Genomic DNA, 21354 nt, shown 5'->3' with positions numbered 1-21354 from the left:
CCTCTATGCCCTGCGCCAGGCGCAGGACGGTTACATGCGGTTAGGTTGACGCTGAGTTGCTTGAGGGGATTTTCCGCACCGGGGTGGCTGCGGCAGCCTGGGTCATCCTGTCCAGCAGGATGCCGAGGAAGACGATGGCAATGCCTGCGGCGAGGCCCTTGCCGAAAAGCGCGCTTTGGACGAAGCCGGCGACAACGTCGTACCCGAGGCCGCCCGCCCCCACCAGCGCACCCACCACCACCATGGCCAGGACGTAGATCAGGCCCTGGTTGGCGGCAAGGGCGAGGGAGGGCCTTGCCATCGGAAGCTGGACCTTGGTAATGACTTGCCAGGGCGTTGAACCACTGGCGACCGCGGCTTCGACTACGGTGGGGGAAATCGCTGCGATGCCATCGGCCGTGATCTTGATGGCAACGGGGGCGGCATAGATAATGCCGGCGACGATCGCGGTGAAGCGGGTGGCTCCGAAGAGGCCCAGGAACGGCACCAGGTACACAAAGGCGGGCATGGTCTGGCCCGCGTCCAGCAGGGGCCGCAGGATCTGGTCCATCCGCTCGGACCGGCCCATGGCGACGCCGAAGACCACACCCAGGACCATGACCACGGCGGTGGCTACCAGCGTGCCGGCCAGGGTGACCATGGAGTCGCTCCACAGTCCGAGGTAGATGATCACGCCCAGGCATGCCGTGGTCAGGGCGGCGAGCTTCCAACCGCCCAGCGCGTAGGCCGCAACGGCAATGACGGCGACGAGGATATAGAAGGGCGTGTCCGTCAGCAGTGACTGGAACGGGTTAAGGATCCCGGTGGTGACGGCTTCCCGGAAGGACACCGTGAACAGGGACAGGTTGGTCTGCATCCACTGGCTGGCCGAGCCTACCGCCTGGACGATCGCCGTGCCGATGTTGAGGTCTTGCGGGAACACCGCAGCCCACAGCATGGTCCGGGAGAACTGCACCATGGCCAATGCCAGCACCAGGGTGACGCCGAGGAGGATGTACCTGGTCCTGCGGGAAACCCTGCGGTTCCGGGCAGCCCCCGGTTCCGCACGGCGGCTGGCGGCGGTGGTGACCCGGTCCAGCACGATGGCCAGCAGGACGATGGCGAGCCCGGCGTTTACGGCCGTGCCGACGTCGAGCGATTGCAGCGCGCGTACCACCACCTGGCCAAGCCCGGGCGCCGCGATCAGCGCCGCGATGGTGACCATGGACAGAGCCGCCATGGTGCTCTGGTTGATTCCCATGACGATGGTCCGCCGGGCCATGGGAAGCTGCAGGGTGACCAGCCGCTGCAGGCCCGTTGTGCCCAGCGAATCGGACGCTTCGCGGGTGTTCTCCGGGATGCTGCGGATGCCGTGGGCCGTCAGGCGGATAACGGGCGGTGCTGCGTTGATCACTGTGGCGATGACGGCCGACGCCGGACCGATGAGGAAGACCAGGGCAAGCGGGGCCAGGTACACGAATGTGGGCAGCGTCTGCATGAAGTCCAGCACCGGCGTGATCATCTTGGCAGCCCGGCCGTAGACACCGGCCAGGACACCGAGCGGGATCCCGACCAGAAGGGTCAGCAGCACCGCGGTGAGGACCAGTGCGAACGTGTAGGTGGCCTCGACGAACAGGCCCTGAAGGCCGAAGAAAGTAAAGACGGCGGCCGTCAGCAGTGCGACCCGCGCGTTGCCGATCGCGAAGGCGATCCAGCCCAGCAGGCCCACCGTTCCAAGCCAGCCGATCTCCGGCAGGCGCAGGCCCGTGGGAGTCGCAGCAAAGATGGTGATGAACAGGTTGGCCACGGCGTCGACGGCGGCACGCAAGGGCGTGAAGATGTACAGGAAGACGGGGTTGTCCGCGCGGTTCGCTGCTACCCAGGCGTTGAACTGGTTCAGGGACCGGTGCAGGTCCGTCAGCTCTGAGGCGGGCAAGGCCAGGGTTGCGGTTCCATGCAGGACAAGAAATCCCAGGATCCAGACGACGACGGCGCCTCCCAGCAGGATGGTACGGCGGCTCGGCCTGCGGCGCGGTTCACGGACGGGGACGGGCGTGGGTTGCGCCGTTGCCCGATCTCGGACGAGGGTAGACATTAGGCCGCTGCTTCCGTGGGCTGCAGTACCGAAAGGATGCTGTCGCGGTCGATCTGCCCCGTAATCCTGCCGCCCTCTTCCACCAGCACGGGGCAGGAGGAGTGCATGACCGCCGCTATGGCATCCCGGATGATCATCCGGGAGCTGAGGACCGGCGCGTCGCCCGGTGTACCGGCCGCCACGGGCCGGGTGATCCATTTCAGGGTCAGGACGTCCGCGCGAGGGACTTCGGACACGAAGTCCTCAATGTACTTATCCGCCGGGGACCCCACCAGATCGTCTCCCGTGCCGCACTGGACCGTCTCGCCGTTGCGCATGATCAGGATGCGGTCTCCGAGCTTGAGCGCCTCGGAGAGATCGTGGGTCACGAACACCATGGTCTTGCCCATGTCCTTGTGCAGCCGGATGACTTCCGCTTGCATGTCCCGGCGGATGAGCGGATCCAGTGCGGAGAAGGGTTCATCGAAGAGGATGGTGTCCGGATCGCCGGCCAAAGCCCGGCCCAGGCCGACGCGCTGCTGCATTCCTCCGGACAGCTGGTCCGGGTAGTGCTGTTCGTAGCCTTTCAGGCCCACCAGTTCGATGATTTCCCGGGCCCTGGCATAGCGTTCGTTCTTGCCCGACCCGCGGATCTGCAGGCCGTAGGAGACGTTGTCCAGCACGGTGCGGTGAGGGAGGAGGCCGAAGTGCTGGAAGACCATGGACATCTTCCGGCGGCGCAGCTCGCGCAGCTCGGCAACGCCTGCCTGCAGGACGTCCTTGCCGTCCACCAGGACCTGCCCGGAGGTGGGTTCGATCAGCCGGGTCAGGCAGCGGATCAGGGTGGATTTGCCGGATCCGGAAAGTCCCATGACCACGAAGACCTCGCCCTTGGCGACGTCGAAACTCAGGTTGCGGACGGCGGTCACACAGCCGGTGCGTTCCAGCAGTTCGGCGGAGTTGAGGGCCGAGAGTTCAGGATTGTCGGGAATCTTGTCGCCCCCCGGTCCGAAGACCTTCCAGAGGTTGCGCACTGAGATGTCGGGACTGTTCATTGCTGTACTCCTGCCTGTGGAGGCTCGAACCAGTGACTGGGCTTGGGGTTGATGTTTTGCCAGATGTGTTTGGTTTCGCGGTATTCCGCGAGACCTTGAAGTCCCAGTTCGCGGCCGTTTCCGGACTTTCCGAATCCGCCCCATTCCGCCTGCGGGACGTACGGGTGGTAGTCGTTGATCCACACAGTGCCGTGCCGGAGGGCGCCCGCCACGCGCTGCGCGCGGGATCCGTCATTGGTCCACACGGCTCCGGCCAGTCCGTAGGCGGTGTCGTTGGCCAGCATGATGGCTTCCTCTTCCGTGCTGAAGGTCTCCACAGTCAGGACCGGTCCGAACGACTCATCCTGGACTGCGTTCATGGAGGTGTGGCAACCGTCAAGGATGGTGGGAGGGTAGTAGCTGCCGAGTGCCAGCACACCGGCGTCAGGGATATAGCCGCCGCACAGAAGGTTGGCGCCTTCGTCGATGCCGGCCTGGACGAAGGCATGGACCTTGTCACGGTGCGCGGCCGAGATGAGCGGGCCGGTCTCCGCGAGCTCGTCGAAGGGGCCGCCAAGCCGGATGGCCTGTGCACGCCGCACCAGTTCCGCCACAAACCCGTCGTGGATCGATTCCTCGATGATGAGCCTGGTGCCGGCCGAGCACACCTGCCCCGAGTGCAGGAACACCGCGGTGAGGGCGTTGTCCAGTGCCGACTCGCGGTCGGCATCAGCGAAAACGATGTTCGGATTCTTCCCGCCCAGTTCCAGGGCAACCCGCTTCACCGTGTTGGCCGCGCTCTTCATGATGTTGATCCCGGTGGCCAGGCCACCGGTGAAAGAGACCAGATCAACGTCCGGGCTTTCGCTCAGGACTGCGCCGACGCCGGGACCGGGGCCGGTGACGAGGTTGGCTACTCCGGCCGGCAACCCGGCCTCGAGGAGCGTATCCATCAGCAGGATCGAAGTGGAGGGAGTCAGTTCGCTGGGTTTGAGGACGAAGGTATTGCCGGCCAACAGGGCCGGTGCCACCTTCCAGGAAGCCTGCAGAAGGGGGTAGTTCCATGGCGTGATGAGCCCGCAGACACCCACCGGGGCGTGGACCACCCGGCTGATGGTTCCGGGAACCCCGGTATCGATAACGCGGCCGGCGTCCGTTCCGGCGATGCCGCCGTAGTACCGGAAGCAGGCGGCGATATCGTCGATGTCGTATTCCGCTTCGACGTAGCGCTTGCCTGTATCGAGGGCTTCGGCCCGGGCGTAAAGCGCCTTGTCGCGTGCCAGCAGTTCGGCGGTGCGGAGCAGGACCTGTCCGCGTTCCTTTTCGCTGGTGCCGGGCCACGCTCCGCCGTCGAAAGCCCGGCGGGCGCTGGCGACCGCTGCCCCGGCGTCGGCGTCCGTGCATTCAGCAACTTCGGCCACTTGTTCGCCGTCGGCCGGGCATGTGATGATCCGCGTATTCCCGGCGGCCGATTCGCTCCACCGGCCGTCCACGAACAAGCCCCGCACCGGCGCCGCATCCTGGTCCACCACGGCCTGGCCGCCGCTTTCGGCAAGCTGGACGCCGCTCATGCGCGGCCCAGGCTTGGCGCGGCTTTGGGATCCGCGGCGGGTTCGTGCCGGTAGAAGGCCGCGTGCTCGGGTGCCAGCGGCGTACGTCCCAGGATGAGGTCGGCAGCCTTCTCCGCCAGCATCATGACCGGGGCGTAGATGTTGCCGTTGGTCACGTAGGGCATGGCAGCGGCATCTGCCACGCGGAGGCCCGAGGTGCCGTGGACCTTCATGGTGAGCGGGTCAACCACAGCCATGGGGTCCGAGGCCGGTCCCATCTTGGCGGTGCAGGAGGGGTGCAGGGCCGTCTCGGCATCCTTCGCCACCCACTCCAGGATTTCCTCGTCCGTCTGTACGGAGGAGCCGGGCGAGAGTTCCCCGCCGCTGTAGGGTGCGAGGGCCGGCTGGGAGAGGATGTCGCGGGTGACCCTGATGGCCTCGACCCATTCCCGCCGGTCCTGTTCCGTGGAGAGGTAATTGAACTGCATTGAGGGGTGGGCGGCCGGATCCGTGGAGGTGATCTTCAGGCTTCCGCGTGCGTCGGAGTACATGGGGCCCACATGGACCTGGTACCCGTGCTTGGCGTCGGCTTTCTGGCCGTCGTAGCGCACTGCCACCGGCAGGAAGTGGAACATCAGGTTGGGGTAGGAAACGTCCTCGTTGGAGCGGACGAACCCGCCTCCTTCGAAGTGGTTGGTGGCTGCGGGTCCCTTCCGGCCGAGCAGCCACTGGAGACCGATCAGTGGGTAGCGCCACAGGCTGAGGTACGGCTGCATGGATACCGGCGGCTTGCAGGAATGCTGGACGTACACTTCCAGATGGTCCTGCAGGTTTTCGCCGACGCCCGGCAGGTCCACCACCGGCTTGATGCCCAGCGACTTCAGGAGCGCAGAATCCCCCACGCCGGAGAGCTGCAGCAACTGGGGCGTATTGATCGCGCCGCCGCAGAGCACCACTTCCTTGGCATCGACGGTGTGCAGCCGGCCGTTCCGGCGGTAGGTGACCCCCGTTGCCGTTGTGCCGTCGAAATTGACCTTGGCCGCAAGCGCACGGGTGCGGACCGTCAGGTTCTTCCGGCCCTTGTTGGGGCGCAGGTAGGCGCGCGACGCAGAGAGCCGCTGGCCCTTGTGCACGTTCCGGTCGAACGGGCCGAAGCCCTCCTGCCGGTACCCGTTGACGTCATCCGTTCGCTTGTGGCCTGCCTCCTCCGAAGCCCGGAAGAAGGCCTGGAACAGGGGATTGCGGGCGGGTCCGCGCTCCAGGACCAGGGGTCCGTCGTGGCCGCGCAGCTCGTGGTTCGGAGCAGAGGCCAGCGCAGTTTCCATCCGCTTGAAGTAGGGCAGGCAGTGGGCGAAGTCCCAGGTTTCCATTCCGGCGTCGGCTCCCCAGCGCTCGTAGTCCAGCGGGTTGCCGCGCTGGAAGATCATGCCGTTGATGGAGCTGGAGCCGCCCAGGACCTTGCCGCGGGCGTGGGCGATCCGCCGTCCGTGCATGTGGGGTTCGGGATCGGACTTGTATTGCCAGTCGTAGAACCTGTTCCCGCTGGGGAAGGTCAGCGCCGCCGGCATCTGGATGAAAAGGTCCCACGGGTAGTCGCTGCGTCCGGCTTCAAGGACCAGCACGGTGTGCGTCCCGTCCGCGCTCAGCCTGTCCGCCAGGACGGATCCGGCGCTTCCGCCGCCGACAATCACGTAGTCGTAGCTCTCGTTCGTCATCAGGTAAATCTCCTTGGGGCGTGGTCTGGGAGTCGTGTTAAAGGGCCTGGATGGGTCCCGGTTCAGCCGCGCAGGCGTTCCATGCCCGGGTCCACCAGCGGCTCGGCGCTAACCGTTGCGGCGATCCGGGTGCCGAAGTATTCGATTTCCACGGCATCGCCCTCGGAGGCGCTGGCCGGGAGCCAGGCATAGGCGATCGGCCGCTTCACCGTGTAGCCGTAGGCTGCGCTGGTCACGTAGCCGGCGGCTTCGCCCTTGAAATACACGGGTTCCTTGCCCAGCACCACCGAGGTGCCGTCGTCGACCGTCAGGCAGCGCAGCTGCATGGCAGCCGGTTGCGCCCGGCGTTCGGCGAGGGCTTCGGCGCCCACGAAGGCGTCCTTGTTCTTGGCGATCGAGAAGCCCAGGCCTGCCTGGTACGGTTCGTGTTCGGGCGTCATGTCCGTCCCCCAGAGCCGGTATCCCTTTTCCAGCCGGAGGCTGTTGAAGGCGCCACGGCCGGCGGCGATGATGCCCTGTTCCTGGCCGGCCTCGAAGAGGAGGTCCCACAGCTTCAGTCCGTGTTCGGCGGTGGTGTACAGCTCCCAGCCCAGCTCGCCCACATAGGACAGCCGCATGGCCGTCACGGGGATGCCGCCGATCCGCACCTGCTTGGTACGGAAGTAACGAAGACCGTCATTGGTGAAATCATCGGTGCTGACCTTAGCAATAACTTCGCGTGCCAGCGGCCCCCAGAGCCCGATGCAGCAGGTGGATCCCGTAATGTCGCGGATCTGGACCCACTGGCTGACGTCATCAGCCGTCTGCTTGCGGGCCTCCCGCGTGAAGTAGTCGAAGTCGATGTTGCCGTTGGCGCCTACCTGGAACGTGGTCTCCGTGAGCCGCGCGATCGTGATGTCGCTGCGGACGCCGCCGTCGTCGTTCAACAGAAGGCAGTAGGTGACGGCGCCTGGCTTCTTGTCGACCTGCCCGGCGCTGAGGCGCTGCAGCAAGGCGAGGGCGCCGGGACCCGAAACTTCCAGCCGCTTGAGTGCCGTCATGTCGTAAAGCGCGACGGCGGTGCGCGTCTTCCATGCCTCGGCGGCGGAAATGGGGGAGCTGAACATTGCGGCCCAGGGGCCGCGTTCGGGCGCCTGCCATTCAGCCGGCAGCGCGTCCAGGAGCGGGCGGTTGGCCTCGAACCAGTGCGGGCGCTCCCAGCCGGCGGCCTCGAGGAAGAACGCTCCCAGTTCCTTCTGCCGGCAGTTGAACGGGCTGACGCGCAGCTCCCGGGGCGATTCGCGCGGCTGCAGGGGGTGCAGGACGTCGTAGATCTCCACGAAGTTCTGCTGAGACGTCTCGCTGACGTAGCTGTCCGCGGTCTGAACGGCTTCGAAACGTGAAACTTCGCACTCGTGAAGCGGGATGCGGGACTGGCCCTCGATCAGCAGTTCGGCTAGCGCACGTGCGACTCCCGCCGAATGGGTCACCCAGACCGCTTCCGCGACGTAGAAGCCCTCAAGCTCCGGGGCCTGCCCGATCAGCGGGCCGCCGTCCGGCGTGAAGGAGAAGATGCCATTGAAGCCGTCGGCGATCTCCGCACCGCGGAGGGCGGGCAGCAGTTGCCGGCTGTCCTCCCAGCAGGGCAGGAAGTCTTCTTCCGTGAATTCGAGCCGGGATGGCATGCGGTGCTCGGACATCTGACCGGGAGCCACTTCAGGCAGCCGGTCCAGGTCCACGGGCATAGGCCGGTGGGCGTAGGAGCCGATTCCCATCCTGTCGCCGTGCTCGCGGAAATAAAGGTCTTTGTCCTGGTGCCGGAGGATGGGCATCCGCGCCCCGTTGGAGGGGTCCAGGGGATTGGCGCCCACGAGTTCCGGCACCGCGGTGGTCTTGACGTACTGGTGGGCCAGCGGCAGCAGCGGCACGGCCATGCCTGCCATCGCTCCGATCTTGGGGCCCCAGAAGCCGGCGCAGGAGACCACGATGTCCGCCGGGACCACGCCGTCGGGCGTCTGGACACCGGTGACCTTTCCGCCGGCCTGCTCGATCCCGGTCACCGGCGTTGATCCGATGAACGTGACGCCGGCGGCCGTGGCCTTGCGGATCAGCAGCTGAACGGCGCGGGCTGCGGACGCGAGGCCGTCGGACGGGACGTGGAGGCCGCCGAGGACCATGTCCGGATTCAGCAGGGCGTAGTGCTTGCTGCACTCGTCGGCGTCGATGATCCGGCCTTCGATGCCCCAGGACGTGGCGTAGCCGAGCTTCCGCTTGAGGTCCTCAAGCCGTTCCGGGGTGGTGGCGATCTCCAGGCCGCCCACCTGGTTGAAGCAGGAGACACCCTCGTGGCTCAGGGAGAGGAGCTTGTCCACGGTGTAGGCGGCGAACTGCGTCATCGTCTTGGACGGGTTGGTCTGGAACACCAGTCCGGGCGCGTGCGACGTGGAGCCGCCAGCGAGGTTGAGTGGTCCCTGATCCAGTACGGTGACGCTGGTCCAGCCTCGGGTGGCCAACTCGTCTGCCAGATTCGCACCGACAATGCCGGCGCCGATGATGACGACGCGGGGTGTAGCGCTCATACGGAAGCTCCTGTTCGTGACTTGCTGCGTGTTGTGTGGAGGCGGCCCGTTCCCGGCCCGCGGTGTGGCTCTAGCGGAAGACGACGGTCCGGGAGCCGTTGAGGAGGACGCGGTGTTGGCAATGCCACTTCACCGCGCGGGAAAGGGCGATCGCTTCGGCGTCGCGGCCTGCCGTTACGAGGGAATCCGGATCCACGCCGTGGTCCACGCGGAAGACTTCCTGCTCGATGATGGGACCTTCGTCGAGGTCGCCCGTGACGTAGTGGGCAGTGGCCCCGACCACCTTCACGCCGCGTTCATAGGCCTGGTGGTAGGGCTTGGCCCCTTTGAATCCGGGCAGGAAAGAATGATGGATGTTGATGGCCCGGCCGTGGAGTTCCCGGCAGAGGCCGTCGGACAGCACCTGCATGTAGCGGGCCAGTACCACAAGGTCCGCGTCGTATTCGTCCACGAGTTCCAAGAGCCGGAACTCCGCCTGCGGTTTGGTGGACGCCGTTACGGGTACGTGGATGAAGGGAAGCCCTGCTGTTTCCGCCATCGGGCGCAGGTCCTCATGGTTGGAGACGACGGCGGCGATGTCCGCCCCGAGGCTCCCGGCGCGCCAGCGGAAAATAAGATCGTTGAGGCAGTGGCCGAACTTGGAGACCATCACCAGGATGCGCTGCGGCCTGTCGTCGTGGAAGCTGTAGGTCATTCCGAATTCGTCGGCGATTTCCGCGAAATCGGCGGACAGGGAATCAGCTGTGCTGTCCGCCCTGTCCGCCCTGTCCGCACCGTTACCGTTGGCGCCAGCCGCGCCGGCCAGGGTGCCGGTGAAGGCGGTCCGCAGGAAGAGAGTGTTGCTGACGTGGTCGTCGAACTGCTGGTGCTCGGCGATGTCGAATCCGCGCATCGCCAGGAAGCTGGACACGGCGTGGACGATCCCACTGCGTTCGGGACAGGCAACGGTGAGGACGAACGGCGTCGCCTGCTGCCCGGATGCTGACCGGGGCTGCCCGGCGGAGGCCGCGGAACGGGTCCGTTCCTGCAGCTCGTTGCTCAGTTGTAGGGTCAAGAACTTCACCTCTTAGCTTGAAATGGAGTACTGCGTGGTGGTGCCTAGACGTGGCCGTTGATGGTCAGGCCCGGTGGAAGGTTGGGCGCCTCGCTGGATTCCTCGACCATGATCTGGCCGTCCACGACGGAGACCTTGTGGACCCGTACGGGTAGCTTGGCCGGCGGCGCGTCCACTTCGCCCGTGCGGAGATTGAACTTGGATGCGTGAAGGGGGCATTCCACCTCGCAGCCTTCCACCCACCCGTCCGCAAGAGATGCGTCCTGGTGGGTACAGGTGTCGTCGAGGGCGAAGAGCTCGCCGTCCTCCGTGTGGAAGACGGCGATCGGTGGGGACGTGTCGAGACGGACGGCGCCTCCGGGGGCCAAAGCGGTGAGTGGGCAAGCAATGTGCATCTGATAAACCTCTTTCCCAGTTGACGGGCTCAGCCCGGCCGGCGGGTTGTGCCATCATCAACGCCGATCACAATACGCAACAGAGTGATCCATGCCACTCTGCCTTGTCAAGGGTTTCCCCTTAATAAGGCCGACCCTTGACACCCCCTAGTGGTCTGCGTCACGCTGTCTCGCATACAGAACGTTGTTGCGTCATACGCAATTAGTTGCATTCAGATAACAGGAAGGCGGCCATGCAGACATTGGCAATAGTGGGGGCATCCTTGGCGGGAATTTCAGCCGCCCGTGCCGCCCGCGCCCAAGGCTTTGCCGGAAGGCTCATCCTCATCGGCGACGAGCCGCACCGGCCCTATGACAGGCCCCCCCTGTCCAAGGATTTCCTCGCGGGAAAAATCAGTCCGGAACACCTTCGCCTGGAGACTCCAGAGGAAAGTGAAGGCGGAGATCCGCTCCAGGCCGAATGGCTGCTGGGATCACCGGCACGCAGCCTGGATACGGCGTCCCGGACGATAACACTCAACGACGGCACGGAAATAGAGGCCGACGGCGTGGTCATCGCCACCGGGGCATCCGCCCGGACCCTGCCGGAACTCGCCGGGCTGGCGAACGTCTATACCCTGCGGACAATGCAGGACGCGCAGGACCTCGCTCCCGAACTGGTGCCGGGGACCAGGCTCGTCATCGTGGGCGCCGGTTTCATCGGCGCCGAAGTAGCCTCCACCGCCCGCGCCCTCGGAGTTGAAGTCACCGTCGTTTGCTCGGGCGCCGTTCCGCTCAGCCGTCCTCTGGGTGAAGAGATGGCGGGCGCCCTGGCCGCGTTGCATGGAATTAACGGGGTGGAGCTGATTTGTGACGCGGCCATCGAGTCCTATTACAGCGGCGAGGGAGTAGTCAGCGGGCTCCGCCTCGCGGACGGCCGCTACGTGCCTGCCGACGTCGTCCTGGTGGCCATCGGGGCCGTACCCAACACAGCGTGGCTTGCCGACTCTGGCCTTGAAATCGGCGACGGCATCCTCTGCGATCCGATGGGCCGTACCAACGTGCCCGGCGTCGTGGCCGTCGGCGACTGTGCTGCCTGGCTCGACGAAGAGTCCGGAAAGCACCGGCGCGTGGAGCACTGGAGCGGTGCAGCGGAGCGCCCGGCCCTCGCCGTCACCGCGCTCTTGGATCCCGGGGCCGCGCACCAGCCGCTGAACCTGCCGTACTTCTGGTCCGACCAGTACAACGTCCGCATCCAGTTCGCCGGTCACGCCCGGGACGCTGACCGGGTGGACATCGAGGCCGGAGATCCCTCAACCCACAGCTTCGTGGCCGTCTACTACCGCGACGGCCGGCCCGTAGCCGTCCTTGGCGCCAACCAGCCCCGCCTCTTCACCAGGTGGCGCCGGCAGCTCAACGCCGCACGTGCAGCTGCAACCCAAGCCACTCCAGCCCAGACCGCCCCCGCCCCCGCCCCGCCTGTGCTGGCAGCATCCGCCAGTTTCGCCTGATCCCCCACAGACCTTCCAAACCCGACGTCAGTCACCGCAGAGGAGTAAAAGAATGACCACCGAAGTCTTCACGCCCAGCCTGATCCCCACCCTCCCAGGCCAGGCCTACGTCAGCGAAGAGATCTTCCGCGCCGAGCAGGAGCGGATCTTCGAGCAGATGTGGTTCTGTGCCATCCGCTCGGCCGACCTGGACAAGCCTGGCGCCTGGCGGACGGTCCAGATCGGGCGGGAGAGCGTGCTGATCAGCCGCACCCGCAAGGGCGGGATCCGCGCCTTCTACAACGTGTGCCGGCACCGGGGCGTCAAGCTGTGCATGGAGGAACAGGGTGAAGCTGCGCGCTCGTTCCAGTGCCCGTACCACGCCTGGACCTACGATTTCGAAGGCAAGCTCATCGCGGCGCCCAACCTCACCAAGATGCCGGATATCGACCGTGACGAGTACGGTCTGGTGAAGGTCCACATCCGCGAATACCTGGGCTACGTGTGGGTGAGCCTGGCGGACGAGCCGCCGTCGTTCGAAGAGGACGTGATGGGTGCCATCGAGGAGCGGCTCGGCGACCTGAAGGCGATCGAGGGCTACGACGTGGCCAACCTCAGCCTCGGCCGCCGCATCCGCTACGACGTGAAGGCGAACTGGAAGCTCATCATTGAGAACTTCATGGAGTGCTACCACTGCGCCACCATCCACCCGGAACTGACGGAGGTCCTCCCGGAGTTCGCGGACGGCCTGGCCGCCCAGTACTTCGTGGGCCACGGCGCCGAATTCGGCGAGGATATCAAGGGCTTCACCATTGACGGCTCCGAAGGGTTCGACCTGATTCCGGGAATCGAGGACGACCAGGACCGCCGCTACTACGCCATCACCATCAAGCCCACAGTGTTTGTGAACCTGGTCCCGGACCACGTGATCATCCACCGGATGTTCCCCATGGCCGCGGACCACACCATCGTGGAATGCGATTGGCTGTACGTGCCCAGCGTCGTGGAGAGCGGCAAGGACGTCAGCGCTTCCGTGGAGCTGTTTCACCGCGTCAACCAGCAGGACTTCGACGCCTGCGAGCGCTGCCAGCCGGCCATGGGCTCGAAGGTCTACGCCAAGGGCGGCGTGCTGGTGCCGAGCGAGCACCACATCGGCGCCTTCCACGACTGGGTGCAGCAGAAGGTGGGGGACGTCAAGCCTGTTGGTTGAGCTTGTCGAAACCAACCCTGGTGGTTGAGCCTGCCTAATCGGGCGGGCTCAACCCGTTTAACGCCGGGAGTAGCCCATCTTTGCGCTGAGCTGCAGGCCCGCCTGTTTCAGCGCCTCGAGGAGTCCCGGCGCCTTCTCCGGATCAAAACGGAAGGCCGGGCCGGAGATGCTGATAGCGCCGATGACCGAGCCCATGTGGTTGTACACCGGCACAGCCATCGAGTTCAGCCCGATCTCGAACTCCTCCCGGATGACGCAGTAGCCGTCACGGGCGACGTCGAGCAGCTGGGTTTCGAGCTCTTTCCTGTTGGTGATGGTCCGCGGAGTCCGGGCAGGGAGCCCGGTTTCCTTCAGGATCCGGTCCCGCTCATCCGCGGAGAGCGCCGCCAGCAGGACCTTCCCGCTGGACGTTGCGTGCAACGGGGTCAGACTGCCCACCCAGTCGTAGGTGGCCAGCGTTGACGGGCCCATGGCCTGGTCCACGTTGACGGCGTAGTTGGAGCGCAGGACCGCGAGGTTCACGGTCTCCTTGAATTCTTCCGCCAGGCTTTCCAGCACCGGCCGGGCTTCGCGGACCAGGCTGAGCCGCCCGGGGATGGAGCTTGCCAGCCGGAGGATGCCGAAGCCCAGCTGGTACTTCCCCCGCTCGCTGTTCTGGTGGACCATTTCCCGGCTGACTAACGAACCCAGCAGCCGGGAGACGGTGGATTTGTGGATGCCCATCTCTTCGGCGATGTCACTCACGCCGGCGTGGCCGTCCCGCGCCAGGATCTCCAGGACCGCCAGGGCCCGGTCCACGGACTGGACACCGCCGTGCTGGCCTGTGTCCGCATCAACGTCGGATTCGCGGTCATTGTTCGAAGCCATGATCCATACTCTCAAGTAGTGTGCGGCTTGCGTGCCCGCCACGAAGGCGCTCGGAGCGTCCTCTCGGTTAGTTCGACGCTTTCGATCCTATGCCGCCAGACGCATGGGAGCCGGCATTGCGTTACGGCGGCTGGTTCAGCGCAGACCGTTCCTGTGGGCCATCGCAACGGCTTCCGTTCGCGAGGAGGCACCCACCTTGCGGTAGATGTTGCGGAGATGGAACTTCACCGTGTTTTCGCTGATGTGCAGCTTGGCGGCGATTGCACGGTTCCGCTGGCCGGATGCCAGCAGTTGGAGGACCTCAAGTTCGCGGTCTCCGAGCTTCCAGTCGGAGACGTCGGCCAGCTGCCGGGCCGGCGGGTCCAGCGGGAGGGACACGGCGACGTCGGCACCCCAGCCGGGCATCACATCCACCGACATGCTGCCGTCCAGGGCCTCGACGCGCTGGGCGAGGCGGGCCATGGCGGGCGCCGTCGCGGACAGTTCGCCGGGACCGTCGTCGCGGACGTTGACCAGGAGGTTCTCGCCGTCGCAATCCCACTGCGTGCGGATCCGGCGGACTCCGGCCTGGTCCACCATGGCCAGGACCAGCCCACGGACAATCGCCCGGGCCGCATGGGCCACTTCGCCGGGGAGGGCGCGGCCGTTGACGGGCGGTTCGATGAACTGGACGTCGATCCCGCTGAAGTTCATGAGCGGTCTAAGGTCCTCGCGGAGGCGCTGGAACGCCGTGGCGACCGGCTCCTCCACCAGTTCCGTGGTGCGGTCGCTGAGCGTGCGGAGTCCAACCAGGGCCCTGGTCGCGGCGTCGGTGGCGGACTTCCGTGCCGCACCGTCACTGAGCGCGGGCGATCTCAGCGCGGCGAGCAGGGTTTCGAGGGTGGTGGAGTGCTGGTCCACCAGTTCGGCGGTGACCCTGACCCGCTCGGCCGACGCCGCGCGGGATTCGATGAGGTACGACGGCGGCGCGTCGGCCACCTTTTCCCGGATCCGCTCGGCCGCCAGCGTCCAGAGGTAGCGGAGGATCCATTCTGCCTCGGCTCGGTCTGCGGCGTCCGTCAGGGCTTGCGGATCTGCAAGGACCAGCAGGGCTTTGCTCGGCGAAGACAGAGCGAGGACCGGGCGCGGCCCGCCGCCGAGCAATACCTGTCCGCTCCAGGCCTCGTTCTCCCGGCTTTCGCCGGCCGCTAAGGCCCGGATGTGGTCCAGTTCGGCGATGGACACACGGCTGATGATGGCTTCGTCGCCGGCCTTCTTCTGGGGCCGTCCCGTGCAGTCCTCGGTGAAGATGACCAGGGCGCTGCTGCCGAGATAGGGCAGGGTGGCCTCCCGCAGCCGCTGCGCGATGGTGGCAAGCGGGGCGGTGGACAGGGCTGCGATGGCCTCGAGCAGGGCTGACTTGGGCGATTCCACCTGCCCAGTTTACGTGCGCGATGTTCATCTGCCTACCCGTTTAGGTAGTCACGACCGTCCGATTATGGCGTTGGATCCGCCCAACGGACGGGACAGGATGAAAGAGTCACAAACGAAGGAGGCTGGCGCCAATGAGTGTCATCGCAGAAACCAGTCCGGCCGGCCTGGCCGGAACGTCCAAGGCCTTTGAGCGGAACCGGACCCTGGTTCAGGACGAGATCAGGGCAGTATTCCAGCGCGTTGACCCGGCGCAGGTCGCGGCCCTCGTAACCGAGCTCAGGCTGGCCGACAGGATCTTCGTGACCGGCGCCGGACGCAGCGGCCTTGTCCTGAAGATGGCGGCCATGCGGCTCATGCATCTCGGGCTGACGGTGCACGTCGTGGGCGAGACTACGGCACCAGCCGTCCGCGCCGGCGACCTGCTGCTCGCAGCCTCCGGTTCCGGAACCACCGCCGGCGTCGTCAAGGCGGCGGAAACCGCGGCCGCCCAAGGTGCCCGGGTGGCTGCCTACACCACCAGCTCCGGTTCCCCTCTCGCGGCCATTGCTGCCGCCGTCGTACTTATCCCCGCTGCCCACAAGACGGACCACACCTCGGCCGTGTCACAGCAGTATTCGGGCAGCCTCTTCGAGCAGGTGCTGTTCACCACCACCGAAGCGGTGTTCCAAAGCCTTTGGGACGAGGATGCGTCGGCTCCGGAGGACCTCTGGCAGCGCCACGCGAACCTCGAATAGCCAAGCCGCGCCATCCCAACCCTGTTTCCAGCAAGACCGCTCCCCCAACCCGAAAGAGACCACACATGAAACTCCAAGTCGCAATGGACGTCCTGACCGTCGAAGCCGCCCTCGAACTCGCGGGCAAGGTCGCCGAATACGTTGACATCATCGAGCTCGGAACGCCGCTGGTTAAGAACGCCGGCCTGTCCGCCGTAACCGCCGTCAAGGCCGCCCACCCGGACAAGATCGTCTTCGCAGACCTGAAGACCATGGACGCAGGCGAGCTCGAAGCCGACATCGCCTTCAGCGCGGGTGCAGACCTGGTGTCCGTCCTCGGCGGCGCCGACGATTCCACCATCGCCGGCGCGGTCAAGGCAGCGAAGGCCCACAACAAGGGCATCGTTGTGGACCTGATCGGGGTGGCGGACAAAGTGACCCGTGCAAGGGAAGCCCGCGCCCTCGGAGCCAAGTTCATCGAGTTCCACGCCGGCCTGGACGAGCAGGCGAAGCCGGGCTACAACCTGGACGTCCTGCTCAGCGCCGGGGAGGAAGCGCGCGTGCCGTTCTCTGTTGCCGGCGGTGTGAACATCTCCACCATTGAAGCCGTGCAGCGCGCCGGTGCCGACGTCGCAGTTGTTGGCGGCTCCATCTACAGCGCGGACGATCCCACCCTCGCCGCCAAGGAGCTGCGGGCCGCAATCATCTAGCTGGAGTGGGCCGGCGCCGGCCAGGCGCCAGAAAACGTCCGACGGCGGTCCCCTCCTTGGTGGGGACCGCCGATTTGGTTGCGGCGCACCAGCATAGATTTAGTGAAGCTTCGGCTCATATCTGCGGTGTTTAGACGAACTGGTAGATCAGTGCTGCCATGCCGAATCCGACCACGGAGAGCACGGTTTCCAGGACGATCCAGGTCTTGAGCGTGTCCTTGACTGACATTGAAGTACTTGGCGATGATCCAGAAGCCGCCGTCGTTAACGTGGCTGGCGATGATGGATCCGGAGGAGATGGCGATCGCGATCAGCGCCAGCTACCCGGTCCGACCTGGCGTAACGGGTAGCGATGGTCTTCGTGACAGCCCTGCGTTCACTCATCGAAAGCTCCGTGGCTCACAATGCCGAAGCGGCGGACATCGGCCCGGCGGACACGCCGCTACGCGGGCATTCTCAGATGATTCTTCGAATACAGCTACGCGGGCGTCTTTGATGAGTCAACGCGGGTGGTTGACACGGAACTTCGCCCAGGACACCCAACCGGCCTGACGACGCGTGGATTCACGTGTCCTCACCCGTATTTGCGTCCTCGGGAAACTTGCGCGTCGCTAGCCCGCGTGCGCCGTCACCAGCCCGTCGGGCTTCCCTGGCTAACACCCGAGGCTGTCTCCACAGGATGGCCGTTCCGGGCCCAGTATTCGATGCCGCCGATCATTTCCCGCACACGGTAGCCCAAGGCGGCGAACGCCAGGGCCGCGAACGTGCTGCCGTTGCAGCCCGGCCCCCAGGAATAGACCACCACGTCGGTGCCGGCGGGAATCAGGTCCGGGGCGCGGGACGGGATATCGGCGGTGGGCAGGTGCACGGCACCGGGGATATGGCCGTGGTCCCAGGACGCACGCCGCCTGGTATCGACGAGCACGAATCCTCCGGCAGGGAAGTTCTCGGCCACATCCATGACGTCGATCTCAAACCTCAGTTTGGCGCCGAAGTACGCCTCTGCGTCATCGTCTACGGCCCCGACGGCCGCGCCTGCAGTAGTCACTTGTGTCCTATCCGGCGGCGGTGCGCTGTTCGGCGTCGTAGTCTCGTTTCCAGCCCTCCACCCCGGGCCGCTGCTGCCACGGGTTGGGTCCCGACACCGGCCGGTATTCCACTCCCATGGCGTCCAGCCGCATCAGGTGGGCTCCGGTGAGCCGGGCCAGGAACCCATCGTAGTCACGCTGTTCGGGCCGGGACCAGAACACCTCGGCGACGGCGCTCAGACGCGGATAGGCGGCGTAGTAGACGCGCCGCGGCGAGTCCAGGTGCTCGGTCCAGATGTTGGCCTGAGCGCCCAGAAGCTGGCCGGGGAACTCCGGATCCACGTTCTCCGGGAGCGGCTCGAAATCGTAAACGGCCTGCAGGGTGGTGACAAAACCGACCGGGACCGGCTCGGCGTCGCCGTGGGCCTGCCGGTGGTCGAGGTACAGCTTGTGCTCAGGGCACATCACGACGTCGTAGCCGTTCTTCAGGGCTTCGATCCCGCCCTCATAGCCGCGCCAGGACGCCACGAGTGCGCCGTCCGGCAGTCCGCCGTCGCCGATTTCGTCCCACACGGACGTGGCCCGTCCGTGCCTTTCAAGATGCATGGCCAGCTGCCGCACGAACCAGCTGTGCAGCCCGGCCACGTCGGGCAGCCCCAACTCGGCCGCCTTGGTCTTGGCCAGGTCGCTGGCCTGCCACTGGGTCAGCGGCACTTCGTCGCCGCCGAGGCTGATCCAGGGGGACGGGAAGATCTCCACGACTTCGTCCAGCACGTTGCGGTAGAACTCCAGCGAGGTGTCCGAAGTTTCCAGGACGGTTCCGCTAATACCCCAGCGGGTCCAGACCTCCACCGGCCCGGCGCCGGCGCCCAGTTCGGGGTAGGCGGCAATGGCAGCCTGGCTGTGGCCGGGCACATCGACTTCCGGGATGACGGTGATGTGCCGTTCGGCCGCGAAGGCCACCACTTCGCGGAGGTCCGCCTGCGTGTAGAAGCCGCCGTGCGGCAGCGAGTCGAAGACCCCTGCCCGCCAGGATCCGCGGGAGGATTCACGCCGCCACGCGCCCGTTTCGGTGAGCTTCGGGTAGCGGTTTATCTGGATCCGCCACCCCTGGTCGTCCGTGAGGTGCAGGTGCAGGACGTTGAGCTTGTGCATGGCCATCACTTCGATGAACCGCAGCAGGTTGTCCTTGGGCATGAAGTGGCGTGCCACGTCCAGCATGGCGCCCCGGTAGCCGAAGCGGGGGCGGTCCTGGATGGACGTCCGGGGAACCGGCCACGGGTCCGCGGACCGGTCGGCCGGAGCGGCGGGCGCCTGGCGCAGTGCCGCCGGGCCCATCAGCTGCAGCAGCGTCTGGGCGGCGTAGAACGCCCCGGCGGGCCCGCCCGCCTGGATCACGACGGCGGTGTCCACGTCCAGGCGGTACGCCTCGGCGTCTAGTTCCGGGTCCAGCCGGAGGCTGATGGTGGCAGAGGCCGCCGGGTCAGGCATCAGGTCCCAGCCGGTGGCCGCGCCCAGGGCACGGGACAGCCAGCGGCGTGCCGTGTTCAGTTCCCGATCGGCCCCCAGGGTGGTGGCACCGTCCAGTTCCAATACTCCGCAGCCGTCCTGCACTGACCACGGCGCCGGGACCAGGTGGTGCGCGGTCATCCTTTCACCGCCCCTGCCAGTCCGGATACAAGCTTGCGCTGTACAGCGATGAAGAAGATCAGCACGGGGATGGTCATGATCACGGAACCGGCCATAATGGCGCCCCAATCGTTCTGGTCGGGCTTGAAGAAGGTCAGCAGCGCCATGGGCAGGGTCTGGTTCTCCTGGGCCGAGATGATGAACGTCTTCGCGAACAGGAAGTCGTTCCACGTTGAGATGAAGGAGAACACCGAGCAGGCCACCACACCCGGCGCCACCAGCGGGAACAGGATGGATCTGACGAAACGGAAGCTGCTGGCACCATCCAGGCGGGCCGCCTCCTCAATTTCGACCGGCACCGCGGCCAAAAAACCGCGGAGCATCCAGATGGCGAACGGGATACTGAAGCCCACGTGAACCAGCACTAAGGAACCCAACTGGTTCAGCCCCACCAGTGGGATGGCTTCGCCGGCGTTGCGGAGCAGGAAGAACAGCGGGATGGTGAGTGCTTCCACGGGCACCATCTGGGACACGAGGATTATGATTAGCAGCTTGGTGCGCATCTTGAAGTTGTAGCGGGTCAGCGCCACCGCGGCCAAGAACGCCAGAATGGTGGAAATAACGACGACGGCCAGGGCTACGATCACGCTGTTCAGGAAGTACTGGCCGAAGTTGTTGACTGCCAGGACCCGGCCGAACGATTCGAGCGACGGTTCCAGAGTGAACGGCGCCGCATCGCCGGCATCCAGTGCAGTTTTGGGCTTCAGCGCCGAAAGCACCATCCAGAACAGCGGGAAAGCGACCACCACGGCGATGGCGAGCGCCGCGGCGTCGGCGCCGAACCGCCGTCGTCCGTTCCTGCGGAACTTCTGCGGCGCGTCCGCCGCGGAAGGCGCGTTGGTGCGGGGTGAAACGTTGATGGCGCTCACAGGGCTTCTCCCGTTCTCTTGAGGATGCGGAGGTAGACGAGGGTGATGGCCATGAGCAGGGCGGTCATGATGACTCCCAAGGCCGAACCGAGCCCGTAGAGGCTGGCCGCGAACGCCTGCTCGTAGCCGTAGACGTTGAGCACGAGGTTCTGCCCGGCGATGCCGCCGCCGTTGGTCATGATGTAGATCTGCGAGAAGATCTTGAAGTTCCAGATGATCGACTGGATGGTCACCACGATCACGATGGGCCGCAGCATGGGAAGCATGATGCTGCGCGCGATCCGGGGCATGGTGGCACCGTCGATCCGGGCCGCTTCGATGACCTCGGTAGAGATGGCCTGGATGCCGGCGTAGACGGTAACCAGGACGAACGGGAACGAGCACCAGACCACTTCGCTGGCGACGAGGCCGAAGCCTGACCATTTGTCGTAGGTCCAGGAATGGCCGTCGAACTGGGTCAGGCCGATTGACACGAGCGTCTTGTTGACCAAGCCGAGCGTGGGGTCGAAGAGGAACAGCCAGACGGCGCTGCCGGTGACGGCGGGAGTGGCCCACGCCCCCAGCGAGACGATGAACAGGGTGGAGCGGACCCACGGCCGTAGCCGGGTGGCCAGCACCGCGAGCGTGCTCCCCACCAGCAGGGTGAGGACAACGCAGGCGGCGGCGAACATCACCGTGTTGCCGAGCACCGTCCAGAACTGCGGGTCGGCGAAGAGCTTCTGGTAGTTCTCCAGCCCGGTGAACCGCAGCGGCGCCTTGCCGCTGACCTGGGCCTGCCGGTAGTCGTACAGCGAGACGTTGATCAGCTGGAAGATGGGGTAGCCCAGCAGGGCGATCAGGACGATGAAGGCCGGGGCGAGGTACAGCCACGGTTCCAGCCCGCGCTTGACCTTCGAACGCCGGACCGGCCTGCTGTCCGCCGTCGGGGTGCCGCTGGGCCGGGTGCTGTTGTTGCCGCGCGGCGATTCGGCCTGCAGCGGCGCCAGGGCCGTCATGCCGCGCCTCCCGGCGCGAAGGTGGATGAAGG

17 protein-coding genes are annotated in these 21354 nt (G+C 66.0%); 4 read left to right on the top strand and 13 right to left on the bottom strand.

What is annotated here, in order from left to right; all coding sequences use genetic code 11:
• Positions 1 to 40: 40 nt before the first annotated feature.
• The 7 genes from ACQCSW_RS01725 to ACQCSW_RS01695 all read right to left on the bottom strand — a co-directional run bounded on the left by ACQCSW_RS01725 (position 41) and on the right by ACQCSW_RS01695 (position 10359).
• Entirely contained in the window at positions 41 to 2074 is a 2034-nt protein-coding gene (locus ACQCSW_RS01725) for an ABC transporter permease (RefSeq protein WP_426989233.1), read from the bottom strand.
• Complete coding sequence (locus tag ACQCSW_RS01720) at positions 2074 to 3108, bottom strand: quaternary amine ABC transporter ATP-binding protein (protein ID WP_426989232.1); 1035 nt, start codon at positions 3106 to 3108, stop codon at positions 2074 to 2076. The genes ACQCSW_RS01725 and ACQCSW_RS01720 overlap by 1 nt, the downstream gene beginning before the upstream one ends.
• A complete protein-coding gene (locus tag ACQCSW_RS01715; RefSeq protein ID WP_426989231.1) occupies positions 3105 to 4658 on the bottom strand; it encodes an aldehyde dehydrogenase family protein in 1554 nt (517 codons plus the stop codon). Before ACQCSW_RS01715 ends, ACQCSW_RS01720 begins: the two co-directional genes overlap by 4 nt.
• Positions 4655 to 6352: a choline dehydrogenase gene (gene betA / locus ACQCSW_RS01710; RefSeq protein WP_426989230.1), complete on the bottom strand. Its 1698-nt coding sequence runs from the start codon at positions 6350 to 6352 to the stop codon at positions 4655 to 4657. The genes ACQCSW_RS01715 and betA overlap by 4 nt, the downstream gene beginning before the upstream one ends.
• Positions 6353 to 6414: 62 nt before the next feature.
• A complete protein-coding gene (locus ACQCSW_RS01705) occupies positions 6415 to 8910 on the bottom strand; it encodes a GcvT family protein (RefSeq protein WP_426989229.1) in 2496 nt (831 codons plus the stop codon).
• Between the two features lie 70 nt (positions 8911 to 8980).
• Positions 8981 to 9940 carry a formyltetrahydrofolate deformylase gene (purU, locus tag ACQCSW_RS01700; RefSeq protein ID WP_426990595.1) on the bottom strand — a complete coding sequence of 320 codons (960 nt, stop codon included), beginning with the start codon at positions 9938 to 9940 and terminating at the stop codon, positions 8981 to 8983.
• Positions 9941 to 10008: 68 nt separating this feature from the next.
• Complete coding sequence (locus ACQCSW_RS01695) at positions 10009 to 10359, bottom strand: bifunctional 3-phenylpropionate/cinnamic acid dioxygenase ferredoxin subunit (RefSeq protein ID WP_111908779.1); 351 nt, start codon at positions 10357 to 10359, stop codon at positions 10009 to 10011.
• Between the two features lie 233 nt (positions 10360 to 10592).
• Between ACQCSW_RS01695 and ACQCSW_RS01690 the strand changes: the two genes are divergently transcribed.
• Together ACQCSW_RS01690 and ACQCSW_RS01685 are read left to right on the top strand one after the other, a co-directional pair.
• The gene (locus ACQCSW_RS01690; RefSeq protein WP_426989228.1) at positions 10593 to 11849 is read left to right on the top strand and encodes an NAD(P)/FAD-dependent oxidoreductase; all 1257 of its coding nucleotides are present in this window, start codon (positions 10593 to 10595) and stop codon (positions 11847 to 11849) included.
• 52 nt (positions 11850 to 11901) lie between these two features.
• Positions 11902 to 13038: an aromatic ring-hydroxylating oxygenase subunit alpha gene (locus ACQCSW_RS01685; protein ID WP_426989227.1), complete on the top strand. Its 1137-nt coding sequence runs from the start codon at positions 11902 to 11904 to the stop codon at positions 13036 to 13038.
• 57 nt (positions 13039 to 13095) lie between these two features.
• Here ACQCSW_RS01685 and ACQCSW_RS01680 read toward each other — a convergent pair whose 3' ends face one another.
• Positions 13096 to 13905 (bottom strand): IclR family transcriptional regulator, encoded by an 810-nt coding sequence (locus tag ACQCSW_RS01680; protein WP_426989226.1) that lies wholly within the window; start codon positions 13903 to 13905, stop codon positions 13096 to 13098.
• 135 nt (positions 13906 to 14040) lie between these two features.
• On the bottom strand, positions 14041 to 15318 hold the full coding sequence (locus ACQCSW_RS01675; protein WP_426989225.1) for a LuxR C-terminal-related transcriptional regulator: 1278 nt from the start codon (positions 15316 to 15318) through the stop codon (positions 14041 to 14043).
• 131 nt (positions 15319 to 15449) lie between these two features.
• On the opposite strand from ACQCSW_RS01675, the gene hxlB reads away from it, so the two are divergent.
• Together hxlB and hxlA are read left to right on the top strand one after the other, a co-directional pair.
• Positions 15450 to 16052 (top strand): 6-phospho-3-hexuloisomerase, encoded by a 603-nt coding sequence (gene hxlB, locus ACQCSW_RS01670; RefSeq protein WP_426989224.1) that lies wholly within the window; start codon positions 15450 to 15452, stop codon positions 16050 to 16052.
• A 65-nt stretch (positions 16053 to 16117) separates the two neighbouring features.
• Positions 16118 to 16741, top strand: a complete 624-nt coding sequence (hxlA, locus tag ACQCSW_RS01665) for a 3-hexulose-6-phosphate synthase (RefSeq protein WP_426989223.1) — start codon at positions 16118 to 16120, stop codon at positions 16739 to 16741.
• A 628-nt stretch (positions 16742 to 17369) separates the two neighbouring features.
• On the opposite strand, the gene ACQCSW_RS01660 is transcribed toward hxlA, so the two are convergent.
• The 4 genes from ACQCSW_RS01660 to ACQCSW_RS01645 are packed head-to-tail and all read right to left on the bottom strand — an operon-like array spanning position 17370 to position 21322.
• Positions 17370 to 17789: a rhodanese-like domain-containing protein gene (locus ACQCSW_RS01660; RefSeq protein WP_426989222.1), complete on the bottom strand. Its 420-nt coding sequence runs from the start codon at positions 17787 to 17789 to the stop codon at positions 17370 to 17372.
• Positions 17790 to 17796: 7 nt separating this feature from the next.
• A complete protein-coding gene (locus ACQCSW_RS01655; protein WP_426989221.1) occupies positions 17797 to 19419 on the bottom strand; it encodes a beta-N-acetylhexosaminidase in 1623 nt (540 codons plus the stop codon).
• On the bottom strand, positions 19416 to 20327 hold the full coding sequence (locus ACQCSW_RS01650) for a carbohydrate ABC transporter permease (RefSeq protein ID WP_426989220.1): 912 nt from the start codon (positions 20325 to 20327) through the stop codon (positions 19416 to 19418). The genes ACQCSW_RS01655 and ACQCSW_RS01650 overlap by 4 nt, the downstream gene beginning before the upstream one ends.
• Complete coding sequence (locus ACQCSW_RS01645) at positions 20324 to 21322, bottom strand: carbohydrate ABC transporter permease (RefSeq protein ID WP_426989219.1); 999 nt, start codon at positions 21320 to 21322, stop codon at positions 20324 to 20326. The genes ACQCSW_RS01650 and ACQCSW_RS01645 overlap by 4 nt, the downstream gene beginning before the upstream one ends.
• Positions 21323 to 21354 lie beyond the last annotated feature (32 nt).

It is taken from the genome of Pseudarthrobacter sp. Y6, assembly GCF_050156205.1.
Taxonomy (GTDB): Bacteria; Actinomycetota; Actinomycetes; order Actinomycetales; family Micrococcaceae; genus Arthrobacter.
This window is presented reverse-complemented; position numbering and strand designations above follow the sequence as displayed.

Excerpts from the sequence above, each read along its gene's own strand:
- ACQCSW_RS01645 (WP_426989219.1), bottom strand. The coding sequence starts at position 21,322 with ATGACGGCCCTGGCGCCGCTGCAGGCCGAATCGCCGCGCGGCAACAAC.
- ACQCSW_RS01725 (WP_426989233.1), bottom strand. The coding sequence starts at position 2,074 with ATGTCTACCCTCGTCCGAGATCGGGCAACGGCGCAACCCACGCCCGTC.
- ACQCSW_RS01705 (WP_426989229.1), bottom strand. The coding sequence starts at position 8,910 with ATGAGCGCTACACCCCGCGTCGTCATCATCGGCGCCGGCATTGTCGGT.
- ACQCSW_RS01680 (WP_426989226.1), bottom strand. The coding sequence starts at position 13,905 with ATGGCTTCGAACAATGACCGCGAATCCGACGTTGATGCGGACACAGGC.
- ACQCSW_RS01715 (WP_426989231.1), bottom strand. The coding sequence starts at position 4,658 with ATGAGCGGCGTCCAGCTTGCCGAAAGCGGCGGCCAGGCCGTGGTGGAC.
- hxlA (WP_426989223.1), top strand. The coding sequence starts at position 16,118 with ATGAAACTCCAAGTCGCAATGGACGTCCTGACCGTCGAAGCCGCCCTC.
- ACQCSW_RS01695 (WP_111908779.1), bottom strand. The coding sequence starts at position 10,359 with ATGCACATTGCTTGCCCACTCACCGCTTTGGCCCCCGGAGGCGCCGTC.
- ACQCSW_RS01685 (WP_426989227.1), top strand. The coding sequence starts at position 11,902 with ATGACCACCGAAGTCTTCACGCCCAGCCTGATCCCCACCCTCCCAGGC.
- ACQCSW_RS01655 (WP_426989221.1), bottom strand. The coding sequence starts at position 19,419 with ATGACCGCGCACCACCTGGTCCCGGCGCCGTGGTCAGTGCAGGACGGC.
- ACQCSW_RS01690 (WP_426989228.1), top strand. The coding sequence starts at position 10,593 with ATGCAGACATTGGCAATAGTGGGGGCATCCTTGGCGGGAATTTCAGCC.
- hxlB (WP_426989224.1), top strand. The coding sequence starts at position 15,450 with ATGAGTGTCATCGCAGAAACCAGTCCGGCCGGCCTGGCCGGAACGTCC.
- ACQCSW_RS01720 (WP_426989232.1), bottom strand. The coding sequence starts at position 3,108 with ATGAACAGTCCCGACATCTCAGTGCGCAACCTCTGGAAGGTCTTCGGA.
- betA (WP_426989230.1), bottom strand. The coding sequence starts at position 6,352 with ATGACGAACGAGAGCTACGACTACGTGATTGTCGGCGGCGGAAGCGCC.